The 15,823-nt window shown below is 70.4% G+C and carries 18 protein-coding genes; 9 read left to right on the top strand and 9 right to left on the bottom strand.

Annotation, left to right across the window (positions count from 1 at the left end; genetic code table 11):
- Positions 1-88: 88 nt before the first annotated feature.
- Complete coding sequence (locus tag IY392_RS18925; protein WP_309234223.1) at positions 89-754, bottom strand: TetR/AcrR family transcriptional regulator; 666 nt, start codon at positions 752-754, stop codon at positions 89-91.
- Between the two features lie 167 nt (positions 755-921).
- Between IY392_RS18925 and IY392_RS18930 the strand changes: the two genes are divergently transcribed.
- The 4 genes from IY392_RS18930 to IY392_RS18945 all read left to right on the top strand — a co-directional run bounded on the left by IY392_RS18930 (position 922) and on the right by IY392_RS18945 (position 5,901).
- Positions 922-2,523: an FAD-binding oxidoreductase gene (locus IY392_RS18930; protein ID WP_107758260.1), complete on the top strand. Its 1,602-nt coding sequence runs from the start codon at positions 922-924 to the stop codon at positions 2,521-2,523.
- Positions 2,520-3,452 (top strand): diacylglycerol kinase, encoded by a 933-nt coding sequence (locus tag IY392_RS18935; RefSeq protein ID WP_107757621.1) that lies wholly within the window; start codon positions 2,520-2,522, stop codon positions 3,450-3,452. Before IY392_RS18930 ends, IY392_RS18935 begins: the two co-directional genes overlap by 4 nt.
- 113 nt (positions 3,453-3,565) lie before the next feature.
- Positions 3,566-4,126: a CAP domain-containing protein gene (locus tag IY392_RS18940; protein ID WP_228549652.1), complete on the top strand. Its 561-nt coding sequence runs from the start codon at positions 3,566-3,568 to the stop codon at positions 4,124-4,126.
- A 56-nt stretch (positions 4,127-4,182) separates the two neighbouring features.
- The gene (locus IY392_RS18945) at positions 4,183-5,901 is read left to right on the top strand and encodes a BCCT family transporter (protein ID WP_107757619.1); all 1,719 of its coding nucleotides are present in this window, start codon (positions 4,183-4,185) and stop codon (positions 5,899-5,901) included.
- Between the two features lie 8 nt (positions 5,902-5,909).
- Here the strand turns inward: IY392_RS18945 and IY392_RS18950 are convergent, their stop codons facing one another.
- Positions 5,910-6,722 carry a pirin family protein gene (locus IY392_RS18950; protein ID WP_107757618.1) on the bottom strand — a complete coding sequence of 271 codons (813 nt, stop codon included), beginning with the start codon at positions 6,720-6,722 and terminating at the stop codon, positions 5,910-5,912.
- 168 nt (positions 6,723-6,890) lie between these two features.
- Between IY392_RS18950 and IY392_RS19475 the strand changes: the two genes are divergently transcribed.
- Positions 6,891-7,016 carry a hypothetical protein gene (locus IY392_RS19475; RefSeq protein ID WP_017837372.1) on the top strand — a complete coding sequence of 42 codons (126 nt, stop codon included), beginning with the start codon at positions 6,891-6,893 and terminating at the stop codon, positions 7,014-7,016.
- 12 nt (positions 7,017-7,028) lie between these two features.
- Here IY392_RS19475 and IY392_RS18955 read toward each other — a convergent pair whose 3' ends face one another.
- Positions 7,029-7,319, bottom strand: coding sequence for a hypothetical protein (locus tag IY392_RS18955; RefSeq protein ID WP_107757617.1), 291 nt, complete (start codon positions 7,317-7,319; stop codon positions 7,029-7,031).
- Positions 7,320-7,449: 130 nt separating this feature from the next.
- Here IY392_RS18955 and dapA point away from each other — a divergent pair, with 130 nt between their 5' ends.
- On the top strand, positions 7,450-8,337 hold the full coding sequence (gene dapA, locus IY392_RS18960; RefSeq protein ID WP_107757616.1) for a 4-hydroxy-tetrahydrodipicolinate synthase: 888 nt from the start codon (positions 7,450-7,452) through the stop codon (positions 8,335-8,337).
- A gap of 17 nt (positions 8,338-8,354) precedes the next feature.
- Here dapA and IY392_RS18965 read toward each other — a convergent pair whose 3' ends face one another.
- Entirely contained in the window at positions 8,355-9,254 is a 900-nt protein-coding gene (locus tag IY392_RS18965; protein ID WP_194862059.1) for an oxidoreductase, read from the bottom strand.
- A gap of 160 nt (positions 9,255-9,414) precedes the next feature.
- On the opposite strand from IY392_RS18965, the gene IY392_RS18970 reads away from it, so the two are divergent.
- A complete protein-coding gene (locus IY392_RS18970) occupies positions 9,415-10,233 on the top strand; it encodes a DUF1906 domain-containing protein (protein ID WP_194862060.1) in 819 nt (272 codons plus the stop codon).
- A gap of 99 nt (positions 10,234-10,332) precedes the next feature.
- Here IY392_RS18970 and IY392_RS18975 read toward each other — a convergent pair whose 3' ends face one another.
- The gene (locus IY392_RS18975; RefSeq protein ID WP_194862061.1) at positions 10,333-10,656 is read right to left on the bottom strand and encodes a putative quinol monooxygenase; all 324 of its coding nucleotides are present in this window, start codon (positions 10,654-10,656) and stop codon (positions 10,333-10,335) included.
- Positions 10,657-10,774: 118 nt separating this feature from the next.
- Between IY392_RS18975 and IY392_RS18980 the strand changes: the two genes are divergently transcribed.
- Positions 10,775-11,617, top strand: coding sequence for a serine O-acetyltransferase (locus tag IY392_RS18980; protein WP_107757612.1), 843 nt, complete (start codon positions 10,775-10,777; stop codon positions 11,615-11,617).
- A 47-nt stretch (positions 11,618-11,664) separates the two neighbouring features.
- A complete protein-coding gene (locus tag IY392_RS18985; RefSeq protein ID WP_107757611.1) occupies positions 11,665-12,357 on the top strand; it encodes a response regulator transcription factor in 693 nt (230 codons plus the stop codon).
- 23 nt (positions 12,358-12,380) lie between these two features.
- Here IY392_RS18985 and IY392_RS18990 read toward each other — a convergent pair whose 3' ends face one another.
- From IY392_RS18990 to IY392_RS19005, 4 genes are all read right to left on the bottom strand, one after another.
- The gene (locus tag IY392_RS18990; protein ID WP_194862062.1) at positions 12,381-13,628 is read right to left on the bottom strand and encodes an ABC transporter permease; all 1,248 of its coding nucleotides are present in this window, start codon (positions 13,626-13,628) and stop codon (positions 12,381-12,383) included.
- Positions 13,625-14,506 (bottom strand): ABC transporter ATP-binding protein, encoded by an 882-nt coding sequence (locus IY392_RS18995; RefSeq protein WP_194862065.1) that lies wholly within the window; start codon positions 14,504-14,506, stop codon positions 13,625-13,627. Before IY392_RS18995 ends, IY392_RS18990 begins: the two co-directional genes overlap by 4 nt.
- Before the next feature lie 158 nt (positions 14,507-14,664).
- Positions 14,665-15,354, bottom strand: a complete 690-nt coding sequence (locus IY392_RS19000) for a response regulator transcription factor (protein WP_194862063.1) — start codon at positions 15,352-15,354, stop codon at positions 14,665-14,667.
- A partial coding sequence (locus IY392_RS19005; protein WP_375292934.1) for a sensor histidine kinase occupies positions 15,351-15,823 on the bottom strand: 473 nt, incomplete at its 5' end. The genes IY392_RS19005 and IY392_RS19000, both read right to left, overlap by 4 nt.

Below are 15,823 nucleotides of genomic sequence, written 5' to 3' on the forward strand. Positions count from 1 at the left end.
CACCACCGCCCTGTCCGCCGCGCGGCGGACAGGGCGGTGGTGTGCGGGGACCCGGCGCGAGCCGAGCCGCCCGGGGCGGTGTGAGCGGTCACAGGCCGAGGTACCCCCTGATGAGCAGGTGCAGTTCGGTGCGCCAGCCGTCCGGGTCGAGCGGGGGATCGGCGAGCGGGGCCGACAGGACCAGGCCCTGGACGGCGAGGAAGAGCATGGCGGCGGTACGGTCCGCGTCGCGTCCGGCGAGGCGGGGATCGCCTGTGATCACCTGCGAGAGCAGGGTTCGGAGCACGTGGACGAGATGGCGTTGTGAGGTGCCGAGCCTGTGGAAGACGTACTCGGAGAGCATTGCGGACTCGTGCCTGCGGAACGCGTCCAGCAGCGGGTTGGTCCGCACCTCGTCCGCGAAGGTGCACAGCAGCCGGACGAGTTCGTCCGCGTCCTGCGGAGCGGAACCGGGCAGCGAGGGGTCGACGCGCTCGACGACCTCGGTGAGCTCGCGGGTGAGCAGGTCGGCGAAGAGCGCGGTGGCGTCCGGCCAGTGGCGGTAGAGGGTGGTCCGCCCGACGCCGGAGCGGCGGGCCACCTCGACCATCGTCGTGCGCGTGGCGCCGATCTCGAGGATCGAGGTGCGGGCGGCCGTGAGCGCGCGGTCGCGGGTGCCGGTGGTGCGGCCGGTCGCCGCTGCCGGGGTGAGGGTCGGTGCCGGGGTGAGGAACGGTGCCGCAGCGGACGACGGCACCGGGGCGGTCGAGGTCACCGGGACTCCTGACTGGCGCGTGGCGCCCTGCGCGCGATACCTCGCGCTCTCGGTGCCCGTCGTCGTCGAGACTGCCCACAACGGAATCGCCGAAAACGGAACAGATTGGGGTTTACTGTTCCAGTATGGGCGACATGAACTCCGCTGACAACCTCCCGCTACCTCCGATGGCACTGTCCCGATGGGGCACCGAGGCGGAGGCCAGGGACCTGGGCGAGGGCATCCGTGGGCTCCTGCGCGACGTGCTCGGGGTGACCGCCGAGAGCGGCTTGCACTTCGACCCCGGCGCGGTGACGGCCTCCCCGTCCCGCCTCACCGGACCCGACCTGGTGGCTCTCGCCGCGATCGTGGGGGAGGGCAACCTCTCGACCGACGACGCGCAGCGACTGCCGCGGGCGAGGGGGAAGTCGACACCGGACCTGCTCTCCTGGCGCCTGAGGCCGCACGTGGACTGCCCCGACGCGGTGGTCGCCCCCCGCGACGACGACGAGGTGTCGGCCCTGCTGGACTGGTGCGGCCGCGAGGGGGTCGCTATGGTCCCCTTCGGCGGCGGGACCTCCGTGGTGGGGGGGCTGAACCCGGACGCCGGCGGCCACCGGGCGGTGATCTCGGTGGACCTCGTGCACTTCGACTCCCTGGAGTCGATCGACCCCGAGTCGGGCGAGGCGGTCCTCGGGGCGGGCCTGTCGGGCCCCCGGGCGGAGGAGTTGTTGGCCGACCACGGATTCTCGCTGGGGCACTTCCCGCAGTCCTTCCCCTACGCGACCCTCGGCGGGTACGCCATGACCCGGTCGTCCGGGCAGGCCTCGGCCGGCTACGGGCGTTTCGACGAGATGGTCCGCGGGGTGACCGTGGTGACGCCGGTCGGCGTGATCGAGGCGGGCCGGGCCCCCGCCTCGGCCGCCGGGCCGGACCTCCGGCAGTGGCTGCTGGGATCCGAGGGCGCGTTCGGTGTGTGCACCAGGGTGCGGTTGCGGATCCACCCGGTGCCGGAGACGGTCCGACACGAGGCGTTCCGCTTCCCGGACTTCGCCACCGGCGCGGCGGCACTGCGTGCTGTCGAGCAACAGGGCACGGGGCCGACCGTCATCCGGTTGTCCGACGAATCGGAGACGGCCGTGAACCTGGCCACCGCCACCGAGGCGATCGGCCAGGGGGCGGACGCCGGAGGAGGTCAGGCCGCAGGATGCCTGTGTCTGACGCTCTTCGAGGGCACGGCCGACCACACCGGGTCCCGCCACGCCGAGACACGGGCGCTGCTGCTCGCCCACGGGGCCGTGTCGCTGGGCGCCGGCCCCGCCGAGGCGTGGGAGCACGGCCGCTTCGGTGCGCCCGTGCTGAGAGACTCGTTGATCGACAACGGCGCGCTGGTCGAGACGCTGGAGACCGCCACCGACTGGTCGAACCTGTCCGCGCTACGGGAGGCCGTCGCCCGGGCCCTGAGCGACTCGCTCGAGTCCAGCGGCACCCCCGCGTTGGTCATGTGCCATATCAGTCACGTCTACCCCACGGGGGCCTCGCTCTACTTCACGGTGGTGGCGGGCCAGCGTGGCGAGGACCCCATAACCCAGTGGACGGACGCCAAGCGGGCGGCGTCCGAGGCCATCATGCGTGCGGGCGGGACGATCACCCACCATCACGCCGTCGGCGTGGACCACAAGCCCTACCTCGCGGCCGAGATCGGCGAGGTGGGGGTGCGGATGCTGCGAGCGGTCAAGGACGCCGTCGATCCGCGGGGCGTGTGCAACCCGGGGACACTGGTCCCGTGAGCGCGACGCCGTCCGACCGCCGGATCCGGACGGTCGCGATGCTGATCAACCCGGCCGCCGGTGGGGGGCGCGGCGAGCGGATCGCGGAGAGGGCGGCAGCGAGGCTGCGCTCGCACGGGCTCGAGGTCGAGTCCCTGAGGGGAGCACACGCGCAGGAGTCCCTCGACCTCTCCCGGCAGGCTGTCGCCGACGGGGTGGACGCCCTCGTCGTGTGCGGAGGGGACGGGATGGTCTCGCTGGCCGTGCAGGCACAGGCGTTCTCGGGTGTCCCGATCGGCATCATCCCGGCGGGCACCGGAAACGACCTCGCCCGTGAGTACGGCATCCCGCTGACCAGTCCCGAGGCCGCCGCCGATGTCGTCGCCGCCGGTCGCGTGGAGCAGGTGGACCTGGGCCGGGCCACTCCGGACGGCGGCGCGCCCCGCCTCTTCGCGTCCGTACTGTGCGCGGGGCTCGACTCGGCGGTCAACCGTCGCGTCAACGAGATGTCGATCCTCCGGGGGCCGCTTCGCTACGTCCTGGCCTCGGTCATCGAGTTCCCGACCTACCGGCCCCGCCCGTTCCGCATGACCTTCGACGCCGGTGAGCCGGGGGAGGAGACCATCGAGGCGGAGGTCCTTCTCAGCGCCTTCGCCATCACCCGGACCTACGGAGGAGACATGAGGATCGCCCCCGACGCGGATCGATCCGACGGCCTGTTCGATGTGTGTTACGTCGGCAGGATCTCCAAGCCCCGGCTGGCGTGGCACTTCCGCAGGATCTACTCCGGCACCCACGTGGGCCTCCGTGGGGTCACCACGAGGCGGTGCAGGTCGGTCCGCATCGACGCTCCGGAGGTGGAGGCGTTCGCCGACGGTGACGCCGTGGCGCCACTTCCGGTGACCGTCGAGGTCCTGCCGGGCGCCGGTCTGTTCCTGGTCCCACGTTAACTTCAGTACCACCAGTAACACTGATATTCGCAGGTCACGGCCGTAACGCGGGGGCGCTACTTCATCCGTCAATCGACTCGCTTCAGGCGCGCCGGAACGGCATGATCACCTCCATGCGCTCCAGGCTCACCGCGTCACTCGCGACAATCGCCGTCACCTCCGCCACTCTGATCAGTGGTGGGGCCGCCACGGCCTCCGCCCAGGCCCTACCGCCGTTCATCCCGCAGCACGTGGTGGACGGGCTGATCTCCCAGGCCCGTGCCGCGGTGCCGGCCGAGGTGTGGGCGGCGGTCGGCTCGACGGAGATGGTGTATCGACCCGTCTCCGGGGGGTTGCGCGAGGGCATCGTCCGCGAGATCGACTCGTACCGGGTGTCGAAGGGTCTCCGCGTCCTCGCCCCCAACGCCGATCTGGACCGCGAGGCTCAGGCCTGGGCCGACAGGCTGGCCGCCCAGGACGCCGTCTACCACAACCAGGCCCTGCTGAGCCGGGGCTTCGGGGAGAACATCGTCGCCGCGGGGACGCACTGCGGGGCCGTATGTCTGGTCGACCTGTGGAAGAACTCACCCGGCCACAACGACAACCTGATCGACCCGGGGTACCGTTCGGCGGGAATGGGGATCGCCTACTCGGCCGGCGGCAAAGTGTTCGTGGTGCACAACTTCGCCTACTGAGTCCGGGCCCGGGCAGCGGGACCGCCGCCAAGCACACCGAACAGACGAGGGAGACCATGTCCGAACGGATAACGCGCGCACTGAGACTCAGGACGGACCCGGGGATCTTCCTCACGACTGTGGCGGTCATCGTCGCTTTCGTGGTGGTCACGTTCGTGGCGGGGGACTGGGTGGGAGAGGTGTTCGGCGCCGCCTCGGGATGGATCATGACCAACCTCGGGTGGTTCTACATCGCCGGGGTCTCGATCTTCCTGCTCTTCCTGCTGTGGATCGCGCTGAGTCGGTTCGGCCACGTCCGGCTCGGTGCCGACGACGAGGAGCCCGAGCACTCCACAGCGGCCTGGTTCGGCATGCTGTTCGCCGCCGGGATCGGCACCATCCTCATGTTCTGGGGCGTGGCCGAACCGATCTCGCACTTCGCCACCCCGCCCCGCGGCGGGGTCGATCCGGGGAGCAGGGAGGCGGCCCAGGAGGCCATGGCCTTCACGCTCTACCACTTCGGGCTGCACACCTGGACGATCTTCGCGCTGCCCGCTCTGGCCTTCGCCTACTTCATCTACAAGCGCAAGATGCCCCCGCGCGTCAGCTCCATCTTCGCGCCCATCCTCGGCAACCGCGTCTACGGACCGATCGGCAAAGCCATCGACGTGGTGGCGCTGGTCGGCACGGTGTTCGGTGTGGCGACCTCCGTCGGGCTCGGCACCCTCCAGATCAACGCCGGACTCAACGAGCTCTTCGGGATCACCGTGTCGCCGCTGGTGCAGGTGCTCGTCATCGGTGTCGTCACCACGGTCGCGTGCATCTCTGTCGCCGCCGGGTTGGACAAGGGGATCAAGCGGCTGTCCACCGTCAACATCGCCATGGCCGTCGCGTTGCTGGCCTTCATCGTGATCGCCGGACCCACCCTGTTCCTGCTCAAGGGGACGGTGGAGACCTTCGGTGTGTACGCCTCGACCCTGCCTGAACTGGCGTTCTGGAACAACGTGTTCCCGGCCGACGGTGACCTGGCGACGTGGCAGAACACCTGGACCGTCTTCTACTGGGCGTGGACCATCACGTGGTCGCCGTTCGTCGGCATCTTCATCGCCCGGATCAGCCGTGGCCGGACCATCCGCGAGTTCGTCTTCGGGGTGCTCGTCCTCCCGGTGGCCTTCTCCATCGTGTGGTTCGGCGTGTTCGGCATGGCCTCGTTCGACATCGAGCTGAACGGGCCCGGTGGACTGGTGGAGGCGGTGGTCGACGACGGTGACATCCCGGGTGCGCTGTTCGCGTTCCTGTCGAACTACCCGCTGGCGACCCTCGTCTCCGGGATCGCCGTGCTGATCGTCGTCATCTTCTTCACCACGTCGGTCGACTCCGCCGCGATGGTCGTGGACATGATGGCCTCGGGGGAGGACGACACCGTCTCGCCGTCGCCGACGCACCAGCGTGTGATCTGGGGCGTCCTCATGGGCGCCGTGGCCGCGACGCTGCTCGCCGGAACCGGAACGGGTGGACTCACCGCCCTCCAGGAGGTCATCACCGTCATCGGTCTGCCCTTCTTCGTCATGGGCTTCGTGATGATGTACAGCCTGGTCAAGGGGATCTCCGCCGATCTGGGCGAACGTACGCCCACTGTGACGAGGCAGTGGGACCGCGCATACTCGCCCGAGGAGTTCGAGAAGAACGAGACCACACCCTCGCCCGAACCGATCGGCCCGCTCCACCGGATCCCGAACGGTGAGGAGGACGACGGCGCGCCGAACCCACTCGAGCAGCCCACCGACCCCGACTGAGATCGTCGTCAGTGTCCTCTCACGTCGAGCATCGTCATCCCCGCGTGCATCTCCCACACGAGGATCTCGGCACCGTCTGTACAGTCCGTGCCGGCGGTGACCCGTCGGCCGCCCGTGGCGGTGAGCCGCGCGGCGTCGCCGGTCGACAGCTCTCCGCAGTCCTCCAGCTCGACCGAGCCGACGGGCACATAGAGGTGGAGGTAGGGCGCGTCGGGGAGCTGTACCGACCTGCCCGGATGGAGGCGCGCCGCATGGAGGGCGGAGCTGTCGTTGCGGATGCGGATGGCGGCCCGGTCGGCGTGGGCACGGAGGCCTCCGGCGACGACGGCTAGACGGTTCTCCAGTTCGCCGTGTTCGATCTCGCACTGCTCGTAGCCCGGGTCTCCGCCCGTGGAGTCGGGGACGACCCACATCTGGACCAGGTGGACCGGCTCGGTGGGCGGTTCGGAGTGCTGGATCGAACCGTCGCGCCAGCCGTCATTGCGCTCGGAGTGCAGGATTCCCGACCCCGCGCTCATCCGCTGGGCGAGCCCGGGGTAGATGATCCCGCTATGGCCCTCGGAGTCCTGGTGGACCAGAGAACCGGACAGGACCCAGGTGATGATCTCCATATCGCGGTGGCCGTGGGTGTCGAACCCGCTGCCCGGCGCGATCCGGTCGTCGTTGTTGACCAGGAGTCGCCCGAAGTGGGTGTTCATCGGGTCCTGGTGTCGGGCGAAGGAGAAGGAGTGGCGCGAGTCCAGCCACCCCCCGCCGGTGTGGGAACGCGTGGACGATCGATGGATTCTGACCTCTGGACCGGACACGGCACCCCCACCCATAGCTGATACAACAGCAATAGTATCGTCGTCCCCACCCTGGCCGGGGCGGGCCGGGCGACCAGAACGGCCGTCCAACTTTTTTCGCTGATGTGACTACGGTCCCCCGCGACCGGGCGTAGGCTGACAGCCGTCAGTGACGGCAGTCACATCTTTCGCTGGGAGGTTTCGATGCTGCAGAACGCTCTGGTCGCCACGCTGCGCGTGGGGGTCGCCACGACCAACGAGGTGGCACACCTCGTCGTCGACAACACGCTGGGCCGTTTCCTCGACACCAACCCGGACAAGGTGCGCTGACCCTCCCGGGGTCTACATCCCGTCGGCGGTGCCCTCACTTCCGCCCAGGGCGTGGTCAGGTTGTTCCGGGGTCTGGTAGATCCGCTTCTGCTCCTCCAGGCCGCGCGAACCCGTCGTCGCGGTCCCGTCCCCGGGGCCGACACTCTGCCCGTCACTGTGGCCACCGCTGCCCGGCGCATCCGGGTCGATTCCGGAGGCGTCCTGCGCGGTCGCCGGATCCGGCGCGCTGCCGTCGCCCACCCGTGTGCCGTCGATCGTGTTGCCCAGGTCCTCCGGGGTCTCGGGGGATTTCTCCGAACTCATGCGGTCCTCCTGTGGTGGTGTGTGCGGGGTGGTGTCGACCCTAACCGCGAGGCCCTCGACGTGCCTCCGGTCGTCACCGCGGGGGCCGCACCGGGGTGACGATCATCCGGCAACGCCTATCCTGGTGCCCATGTCGGACAATCCCTTCGGTCGGGTCATCACCGCGATGGTGACCCCTATGCACGACGACGGCTCGATCGACTTCGACGGTCTCCAGCGACTCGCCGTCCATCTGGCCGACCACGGCCACGACGGACTGCTGGTCAACGGCACGACCGGCGAGTCCGCCACCACGACCGACGAGGAGGACTACGACGCGGTCGCCGCCGTCGTCGACGCGGTGGGAGACCGCGTGGCGGTGATGGCCGGGTGCGGCACCAACGACACGGAGCACTCGATCCGCGCGGCCACCGAGATGGTGAAACGGGGCGCCGACACCCTCCTGGTGGTCACGCCGTACTACAACAAACCCACGCAGCACGGGATCGTCGAGCACTTCCGCATGATCGCCGACGCCGCCGGCCGCCCCGTGATGGCCTACGACATCCCGGGGCGGACCGGTACCGCGCTGGCCACGGACACGATCCGGCGGTTGGCGGAGATCCCGGGTCTGCGTGCGGTCAAGGACGCCAAGGGCGATCTGTTCGAGGCCAGCCGGCTCATGGCCGAGACCGAGCTGCTGTGGTTCTCCGGCGACGACGTGCTCAACCTCGCGTTCCTCGCGCTGGGGGCCACCGGGGTCGTCTCGGTGGTCGGGCATGTGGCCGGTGACGACTACCGGGCCATGGTCGACGCCGTCGACGCCGGCGACCTGCCCCGGGCCCGCGAGATCCACACCCGTCTGATCCCGGCCGTCGACGCGATCATGCACACCTCGCAGGGAGCGATCCAGATCAAGGCCGCCCTCAAGATGCAGGGCCTGATCGGATCCGATCGACTCCGCATGCCTCTGCTCCAGGGCCCGCCGGAGCACCTCGACCGGCTCCGCGAGGGACTGGCCGCGTCCGGGCTCGCCTGAGTCCACCGCGGAACGGGCTACCGGAAGGCCGCCATCTCCGAGCACCGCTCCCAGAGCGCTGCGGCGACGCGCCTGTCGTGGGACGTGCGACTCGATCGGACGATGGCGGGATGCCCCCTCAGCCCACCGAGGCGGTCGGGGCCCACGAACGTCGCGCCCGGCAGGTCCGGCACGGTGGCGGCGTAGAGCACGGACAGCGCGCCCATCTCCGGGGTCAGGCCGGCCCACGAGATCGAGTTGCCCAACTCGAAGAACCGGTCGGCGGCGGGGCGGCCGCTCTGCCGGAGGAGTTCGGTGGCGGTGTACCCGGGGTGCGCGGCCATTGACCGGACCGTACTGCCCTCGCGGCCGAGCCGCCGCTGCCACTCGTAGGCGAGCATGATGCAGGCCAGCTTCGAGTTGGCATAGGCCGCCATGGGTCGGTACCCGCGCAGGTCCATGCTCAGATCGTCGGGATCGACACGCCCCCGCAGGTGCGCGAGTGACCCGAGCCAGACCACGCGATCGGTGAGCTGCGGCAGCAGCCCCTGGGTGAGCGCATGGTGACCGAGTGCGTTGACGCCGAACTGCATTTCGTGGCCCTGGGCGGTCCGTGAGTGCGGGAGGTTCATGACGCCGGCATTGTTGATCAGGACGTCCACCCGGTCCGCGGTCCCGGCGACGAACTCGTCCACCGAGTCGAGGTCGGCGAGGTCCAACCGACGGACCTGCGCCCTGTCCCGGCCCCCGGCCGGCAGCGAGGCCCGGGCGGCCTCGGCCTTCCCGAGGTCCCGGCACGCCATGACCACCCTCGCGCCACGCGCGACGAGGGCTCGCGTGGTGGCCAGGCCGATCCCCGCGTTGGCCCCGGTCACGATGGCCGTGCGTCCTGTCTGATCGGGGATGTCGGAGGCGGACCATCGGGGCGTACGGCTCATGGGTGACAGTCAACCAGTCGCGCCTGCGTCGTGGTCCGGCACCCGTGTGGTAACGCGGGGGGAGACGCCGCGATGATCGTGTGACAGACTCGCCTGAGGCGGGTGGGATCCCACGCGTCACACCCGCCCTTCGTCTTAGACCGACATCCCGGAGTTCCCCATGACGTTCGACCGCCGTACCTTCCTCCGTCGCGCCGGCCTCGGCGCGGCCGGAGCCGGTGCCCTCGCCGCGGGCCTCACCCCTGCGGCCGGTGCCCAGTCATCCATTCCCGAACCGCTCGGTGCGCTCCCCGGTGCGGGCGCAGGGGTCCCGATCGGCACCCTGCTGGACTACGCGTCGGGCCCGCCGTCGGCCGCGTCCGTCCGGGCGGCCGGTCACATGGGCGCGGTGCGGTACTGCTCGAACCGCCGTCCCGGGGCCGAGTGGATGACCGGCAAGCCGCTCCTGCGTCGTGAGGTCGACGACTTCCGGGCGCACGGACTCAGCATGGTCTCCTGTTACCAGTTCGGCAGGGACACCACGGCCGACTGGAAGGAGGGCGCCGCGGGCGGCGACCGCCACGCCCCGATCGGACTCGGTATCCACCGGTCGGCGGGCGGACCCAGCGGTGTGCCCATGTACGTGGCCATCGACGACAACCCCACCCGGTGGCAGTTCGACAACCAGATCGCCCCGTACCTCGAGCGCTGGCGCGTCCACCTGCACGGTGCGGGGATGAAACTCGGCGTGTACGCCAACGCCCCGACCATCGACTGGTGCCGCCAGCGTGGACTGGGCCAGTACTTCTGGCAGCACGACTGGGGCTCCGGGGGGCGCCTCAACCCCAGCGCCACGATTCATCAGCTCCCGATCCGCCAGCAGGTGACGGTCGGGGGTGTGGTCTCGGACCTCAACCGCGTCTACGCGATCGACTACGGCCAGTGGTGGCCGACGGACCCGGCCGCCCTCCTCGGCGCCGCACTGGGCAGCGTGGGCTGAGTCCACTCGCACCACGGCCCACTCGCACCACGGCCCGCTCTCACCACGGCCCGGTCGCAGCGCACGCCCGGCCGGGCGGCGGGTCGCCACCCGGTCCGGCTAGTCGACGGTGATCTCGCCCATCGTCCCCCACTGCTCGCCCTCGGCCGTCGTGTTGATGATCCGCGGGGTGCGCTGGAGATACTGCGCTGCGGAGCCGGTGAACTCCGTGAAGTGGGACGACCCGACGTGTTCGGCCGGAGCGTCCCCGTCCCGGAACGCCTCGCAGAGCAGGAAGGTGGTCGGGGCGTCGGGCGAGCGGTACCAGTCGAACCACAGGTTGCCGGGTTCGGCCCTGGTGGCCTCGGTGAAGTCACGGGTGATCTCGAGCCACGAGTCGGCGTACTCGGGCTTGACGTCGAATACCACGTTGATGAGCATCATGACCCCATCCTGCCCGAGACGGCGGGACCGGTGCGACCGGCGTCGGGTGCCGTGCGTGCCGTACCGGATCGGCGAGGTGACTCGACCAGCAGAGCGGAACGGGCCTACCCTGTACCGGGTGACCATCGAGCTGAGCATCGAGAACCCCTGCGTCCCGCAGACGGAAGCCGACGCCTCCGTCCGTGCCGTGTGGGATCGGTTGTCCGTGGACGCCACGCAGAGCCGCGACGAGCCCCTCATCGCGGGGCTCGTACTGGATCTGGTCGACGGGTGCGACGATCTGGGGGAATCCCTCGCTCGGCTCGCGGCCTCGCGGATCGCGACCCCCGAGATCGGCCGGCACGTCCTGGAGAAGGAGATCCGGGCGGTCCTGGTCGACCATCCGCACGTGCTGGAGGCGGTCGCCGCGGATCTCGTGGTGAGCTTCGAGCGCAACCCGGCCTATCCCAACTACCTGGTGCCCTACCTGTTCGCCAAGGGTTTCCTCGGGCTGCAGATCCACCGTGTCGCGCACGAGATGTGGAGGTCGGGACGGGTGATGGCGGCCTCGTTCCTCCAGAGTCGGGTCTCCGAGGTCTTCGCCATGGACATCCATCCGGCGGCGCGCGTGGGCTCCGGGATCCTGGTGGACCACGCCACCGGCATCGTCGTGGGCGAGACCTGCGTGATCGGTGACGGCGTCTCGATCCTCCAGGGGGTCACGCTCGGGGGGACCGGCAACGAGGACGGAGACCGCCACCCCAAGATCGGCTCGGGAGTGCTGCTGTCGGCCGGGTCCATCGTGTTGGGCAACGTGCACGTGGGCGACTGTTCGCGGGTGGCCGCCGGATCGGTGGTGCTGGACCGGGTGCCGCCGCACACGACCGTCGCCGGGGTGCCGGCCAAGGTGGTCCGGCGTCATGCGGATTCGTTGGTCCCCGCCGACCAGATGGACCACGACATCGACCCGGCCGCCGAGTAGGCGTCGCGGTCCACTCGGGCGAACGGGATTCGGGCGGAGGGCACTGCATGCGGGTACTCGTGGTCGACGACGAACCGGCGCTCCTCGAGAGCGTCCGGCGTGGGCTCGCCGCCGGGGGATGGGCGGTCGAGACGGCCCCGGACGGGGAGACCGGCCTCGAGATGGCCTCCGAGGGCGACTTCGACGTGGTGGTCCTCGACATCATGATGCCGCGGCGCAGTGGCTACGAGGTGGTGCGCGAGATGCGTCGCCGCGAGATCTGGACCCCCGTGCTCATGCTCACCGCCAAGGACGGGGAGTACGACGAGGCGGACGCGTTCGACCTGGGCGCCGACGACTACCTGGTCAAACCGTTCTCGTTCGTCGTCCTGGAGGCCCGGCTCAGGGCGCTGGTCAGGCGAGGGGCCCCCGAGCGGCCCGTCTCGTTCGTCGCAGGTGACCTCGAGGTCGATCCCGCCGCACGGGAGGTGCGTCGGGGCCCCGAGCGGATACCGGTGACGGCGCGGGAGTACGCGGTGCTGGAGTACCTCATCCGGAACCGGAACCAGGTCGTGTCCAAGCCCCAGATCCTGCGGGCGGTGTGGGATGCCGCGTACGACGGCGACGACAACATCGTGGAGGTCTACGTGGGGTATCTCCGCCGGAAGATCGACACCCCCTTCGGCGCCCGATCGATCGAGACCGTGCGCGGGCAGGGTTATCGACTGGTGGACAGCGCGGTGGCGGGGGCCGAGGGCTGACCGCCCCCGGCCCCCGGCCCTGATTACTCGGTCAGCGCCAGCGCCTGGCGGTAGGTCAACTTGCCGCCGGTCTGCATGATCGACCGCCGGTAGACCCGTTCCGCGACCACCATCACGGCCCCGGCGGCGATCAGGGTGATCACCGCGGCGATGACCGGCTCCCACCAGTGGGCCGTCCCCTCGACCAGACGGATCGGCATCGTCACGGTCGACATGATCGGCACGTACGAGCCGATCACCTGCCACGTGCCCTGGAGGAACAGTCCCGCGAAGGACGCGATCATGATGAGGGTGAGCAGGGGGGATGAGGTGGACTGGACGTCCTCCGCCCGGGTGGCCAGCGCCCCGGCGACGGCGAACAGGCAGGCCAGTGCCACGAAGCCGATCACGAACAGCACCAGGTACCAGCCCGCGGCGCCGGCTACGGAGGGCAGGAGTGCCGAGTAGTCGGTGAACGTCAGACCGATCAGTCCGATGGCCACGAAGATCGCCATCTGCCCCAGTGCGAGCGCCGTGGCACCGACGACCTTGCCGACGAGCAGTTGGCGCAACGGGATGGCGGCGGCGAGGATCTCGACGATCCTCGACTGCTTCTCCTCCACGACACTGTTGGCGATGGCGTAACCGAAGAGGATCGCGGCCATGTAGAAGAGGAAGACGAAGACGAACCCGGCGACGAGCTGGACGCCCTCGTTCGCCGCCCCGTCCGGGTCGAGCAGTCGTTCCTCGACGACGGACCCGGCGGTCAGCTCGGAGACGGTGGCGCCCACGGCCGCGGCGTTGCGCTCGAGCGCGTCGGCGGCGACCACGGAACCCACCGCGGCGGCGATGCCGGGGTCGACCCCGTCCGACCCGACGAGGGTCCACGCCCCGGGCCTGCCGAGGAGCGCGGCGTCCGCGTCTCCGTCCCGCACCGCCTGTTCGGCGGCGGCGGGGTCGGCGACCTCGGTGACGGACAGCTCGATCGGGGGGACACCCGCCTGCGCGCCGGGTCCGGTCCCCTCCTCGGCGCCCTCCCTGTCCGGGGTGGCCGCAGCAGCTGCGGCGTGCACGATGGCCGAGGCGTCGTTGGAGGCGACGGCGACGGTCTTCTCGTCATCGCGCCCGCCGAGGAGGAACGACAGCCCGAAGGCGACGACGAAGATCGCGATGGTGGTCAGGGTGGAGATGATGAAGTTTCGATCGCGGAGTTTGACCATGATCTCGCGACCGGCGACGATGCGCCAGGCGGACTCGGTCGCCGGCGACCGGGTGGGGGTCGTGGTGGTCATGACGTCACCTCGCGGTAGATCTCGGAGAGGGTGGGAACGACTTCGGCGAGCTCGCGGACGCTGCCCCGCGCCATCGCCTCGCGCAGGACGAGGTCGGTCACCTCGGGGCGGTCGAGGTCCAGTAGTGCGGTGGGACCGTCGACGTCGACGACGTGGACGCCCGGCAGACCCCGGACCCACCCGACGTCCGTACCGGCGACCAGCCGGTGCAGGACGCGGCCACGTCGGCGGAGGTCGTCCACCGTCCCGTTGGCGACGACCCGCCCGCCCGCCAGGACGACGAGGTGGTCGCAGAGGCGTTCCACCAGGTCGAGTTGATGCGAGGAGAACAACACGGGCACACCCTGACTCGTGTACTCGCGCAGCAGGTCGACCATGGAGTCGACGGCGACCGGGTCCAGGCCCGAGAAGGGTTCGTCGAGGACCAGCAGTTCCGGCCCGCCGATGACCGCGGCGACGACCTGGACGCGCTGCTGGTTGCCCAGGGACAGCGACTCGAGCTTGTCCCCGGTACGGTCGCCGAGCCCGAAGCGGTCGAGCAACTCCGTCGCCGACCGACGTGCGCCCTCCGGGCTGCGCCCCTGGAGTCTGCCGAGGTAGACGAGTTGGTCGAGGATGGGCTGCTTCGGGTACAACCCACGCTCCTCCGGCATGTACCCGAAGGTGCGACGATCCGCGACCGTCACCTCCCGGCCCTTCCACATGACCGTGCCCGCGGTCGGCTGCAGAACGCCCATGATCATCCGCATGGTGGTGGTCTTCCCGGCGCCGTTGCCGCCGACGAAACCGGTCATCGCCCCCCGCGGGACCTGGAATCCGACGTCGTCCACGGCGAGGGTCTCCCCGAATCGTCGGGTGAGCCCGTCGAGTTCCAGCATGGTGTCCTCCCTTGTGTCCTGTACCGCGTCCACGCTATGGCTCCAGGGCGGTCCGCCGGATCAGCCGGGAGGATGACATCTCCGGGGAGAGCCGGGAAGGTCTCCCCCTCAGGGGGGAGACGCAGGGCGCGGGCGGACGGCCGTCCGTTCGTCGCGGCTCACTCGCCGGGGTGGACGAGGCCGGCCTCGTAGGCCAGGACGACCGCCTGGACGCGGTCTCGGAGGTGGAGCTTGGACAGGCACGCGGACACGTGGGTCTTGACCGTGGCCTCGCCCACGACCAGCGTGCGCGCGATCTCCGCGTTGGACAACCCCCGGGCGACAAGACGCAGGACTTCGGTCTCCCGGGCGGTGAGCTCGTCCAGTGCCACCGGCCGGGACCCCGCGGGCGCGGGTGACCCGTCGCCGGCGTCCGGTGCCGTGGGAGCGGTGAGCCGTTCGATGACGCGGCGGGTGACCTCGGGCGCGAGCAGCGCGTGGCCGTGCCCCACGGCGCGGACCCCGTCGACCAGGTCCTGCGGGTCGGAGTTCTTGAGCAGGAAGCCACCGGCCCCGGCGCGCAATGCGTCGAACAGGTAGTCGTCCCGGTCGAAGGTCGTGAGGATCAGCACCCTGGCCAGGGCCTCACCGGTGATGAGTCGGGTCGCCTCGATGCCGTCGGTGCCCGGCATCTGTACGTCCATCAACACCACGTCGGGCCGCAGTCGCCGACACGTCTCCACCGCCTGCGCACCGTCCGCGGCGTCGCCGATCACCTCGAGGTCGGGTTCCACGCCGAGCATCATCGAGAATCCGGACCGCATGAGCGGCTGATCGTCCACCACGAGGACCCGCAGGACGGTGTTCATGTCCGGTCGGCCTCCACGTCGGGGCGGTACGGCAGGCGCACCCGTACCCGGTAGCCGCCGGTCACCCGCGGCCCGATCTCGCACTCCCCGCCGTGTGACCGCACCCGTTCGCGCATACCCAGCAGGCCCAGACCACTCCCGGAGGTGCCGACCCGGGGGCGCCCGGCGTCAAGGATCTCCACCTCCGCGTACGGGGTCCCGCCCGGTCCCTCACCGGTGCGCAGGACGACGCTCGCGCGGTCGGCCGTGGAGTGCCGCCGGACGTTGGCCAGCGCCTCCTGCGCGGTCCGGTACAGGGACAGGCCGACGACCGGCGGGACCTCCTCGACCGGGTGTCCGGTGCCCGTGACCATCGAGACGCTGGTGGTGAAGTCGGCCGATTCGTGAGAGGCCGCGAGGCGGCCGAGGTCGGCGATCCCGTGCCCCGCGGACCGGGAGTGGTCCGGGGAGGAGGACGGATCGTCCGGGG

Source organism: Dietzia sp. SYD-A1, from assembly GCF_015356725.1.
In the GTDB taxonomy this organism is placed as follows: Bacteria; Actinomycetota; Actinomycetes; order Mycobacteriales; family Mycobacteriaceae; genus Dietzia.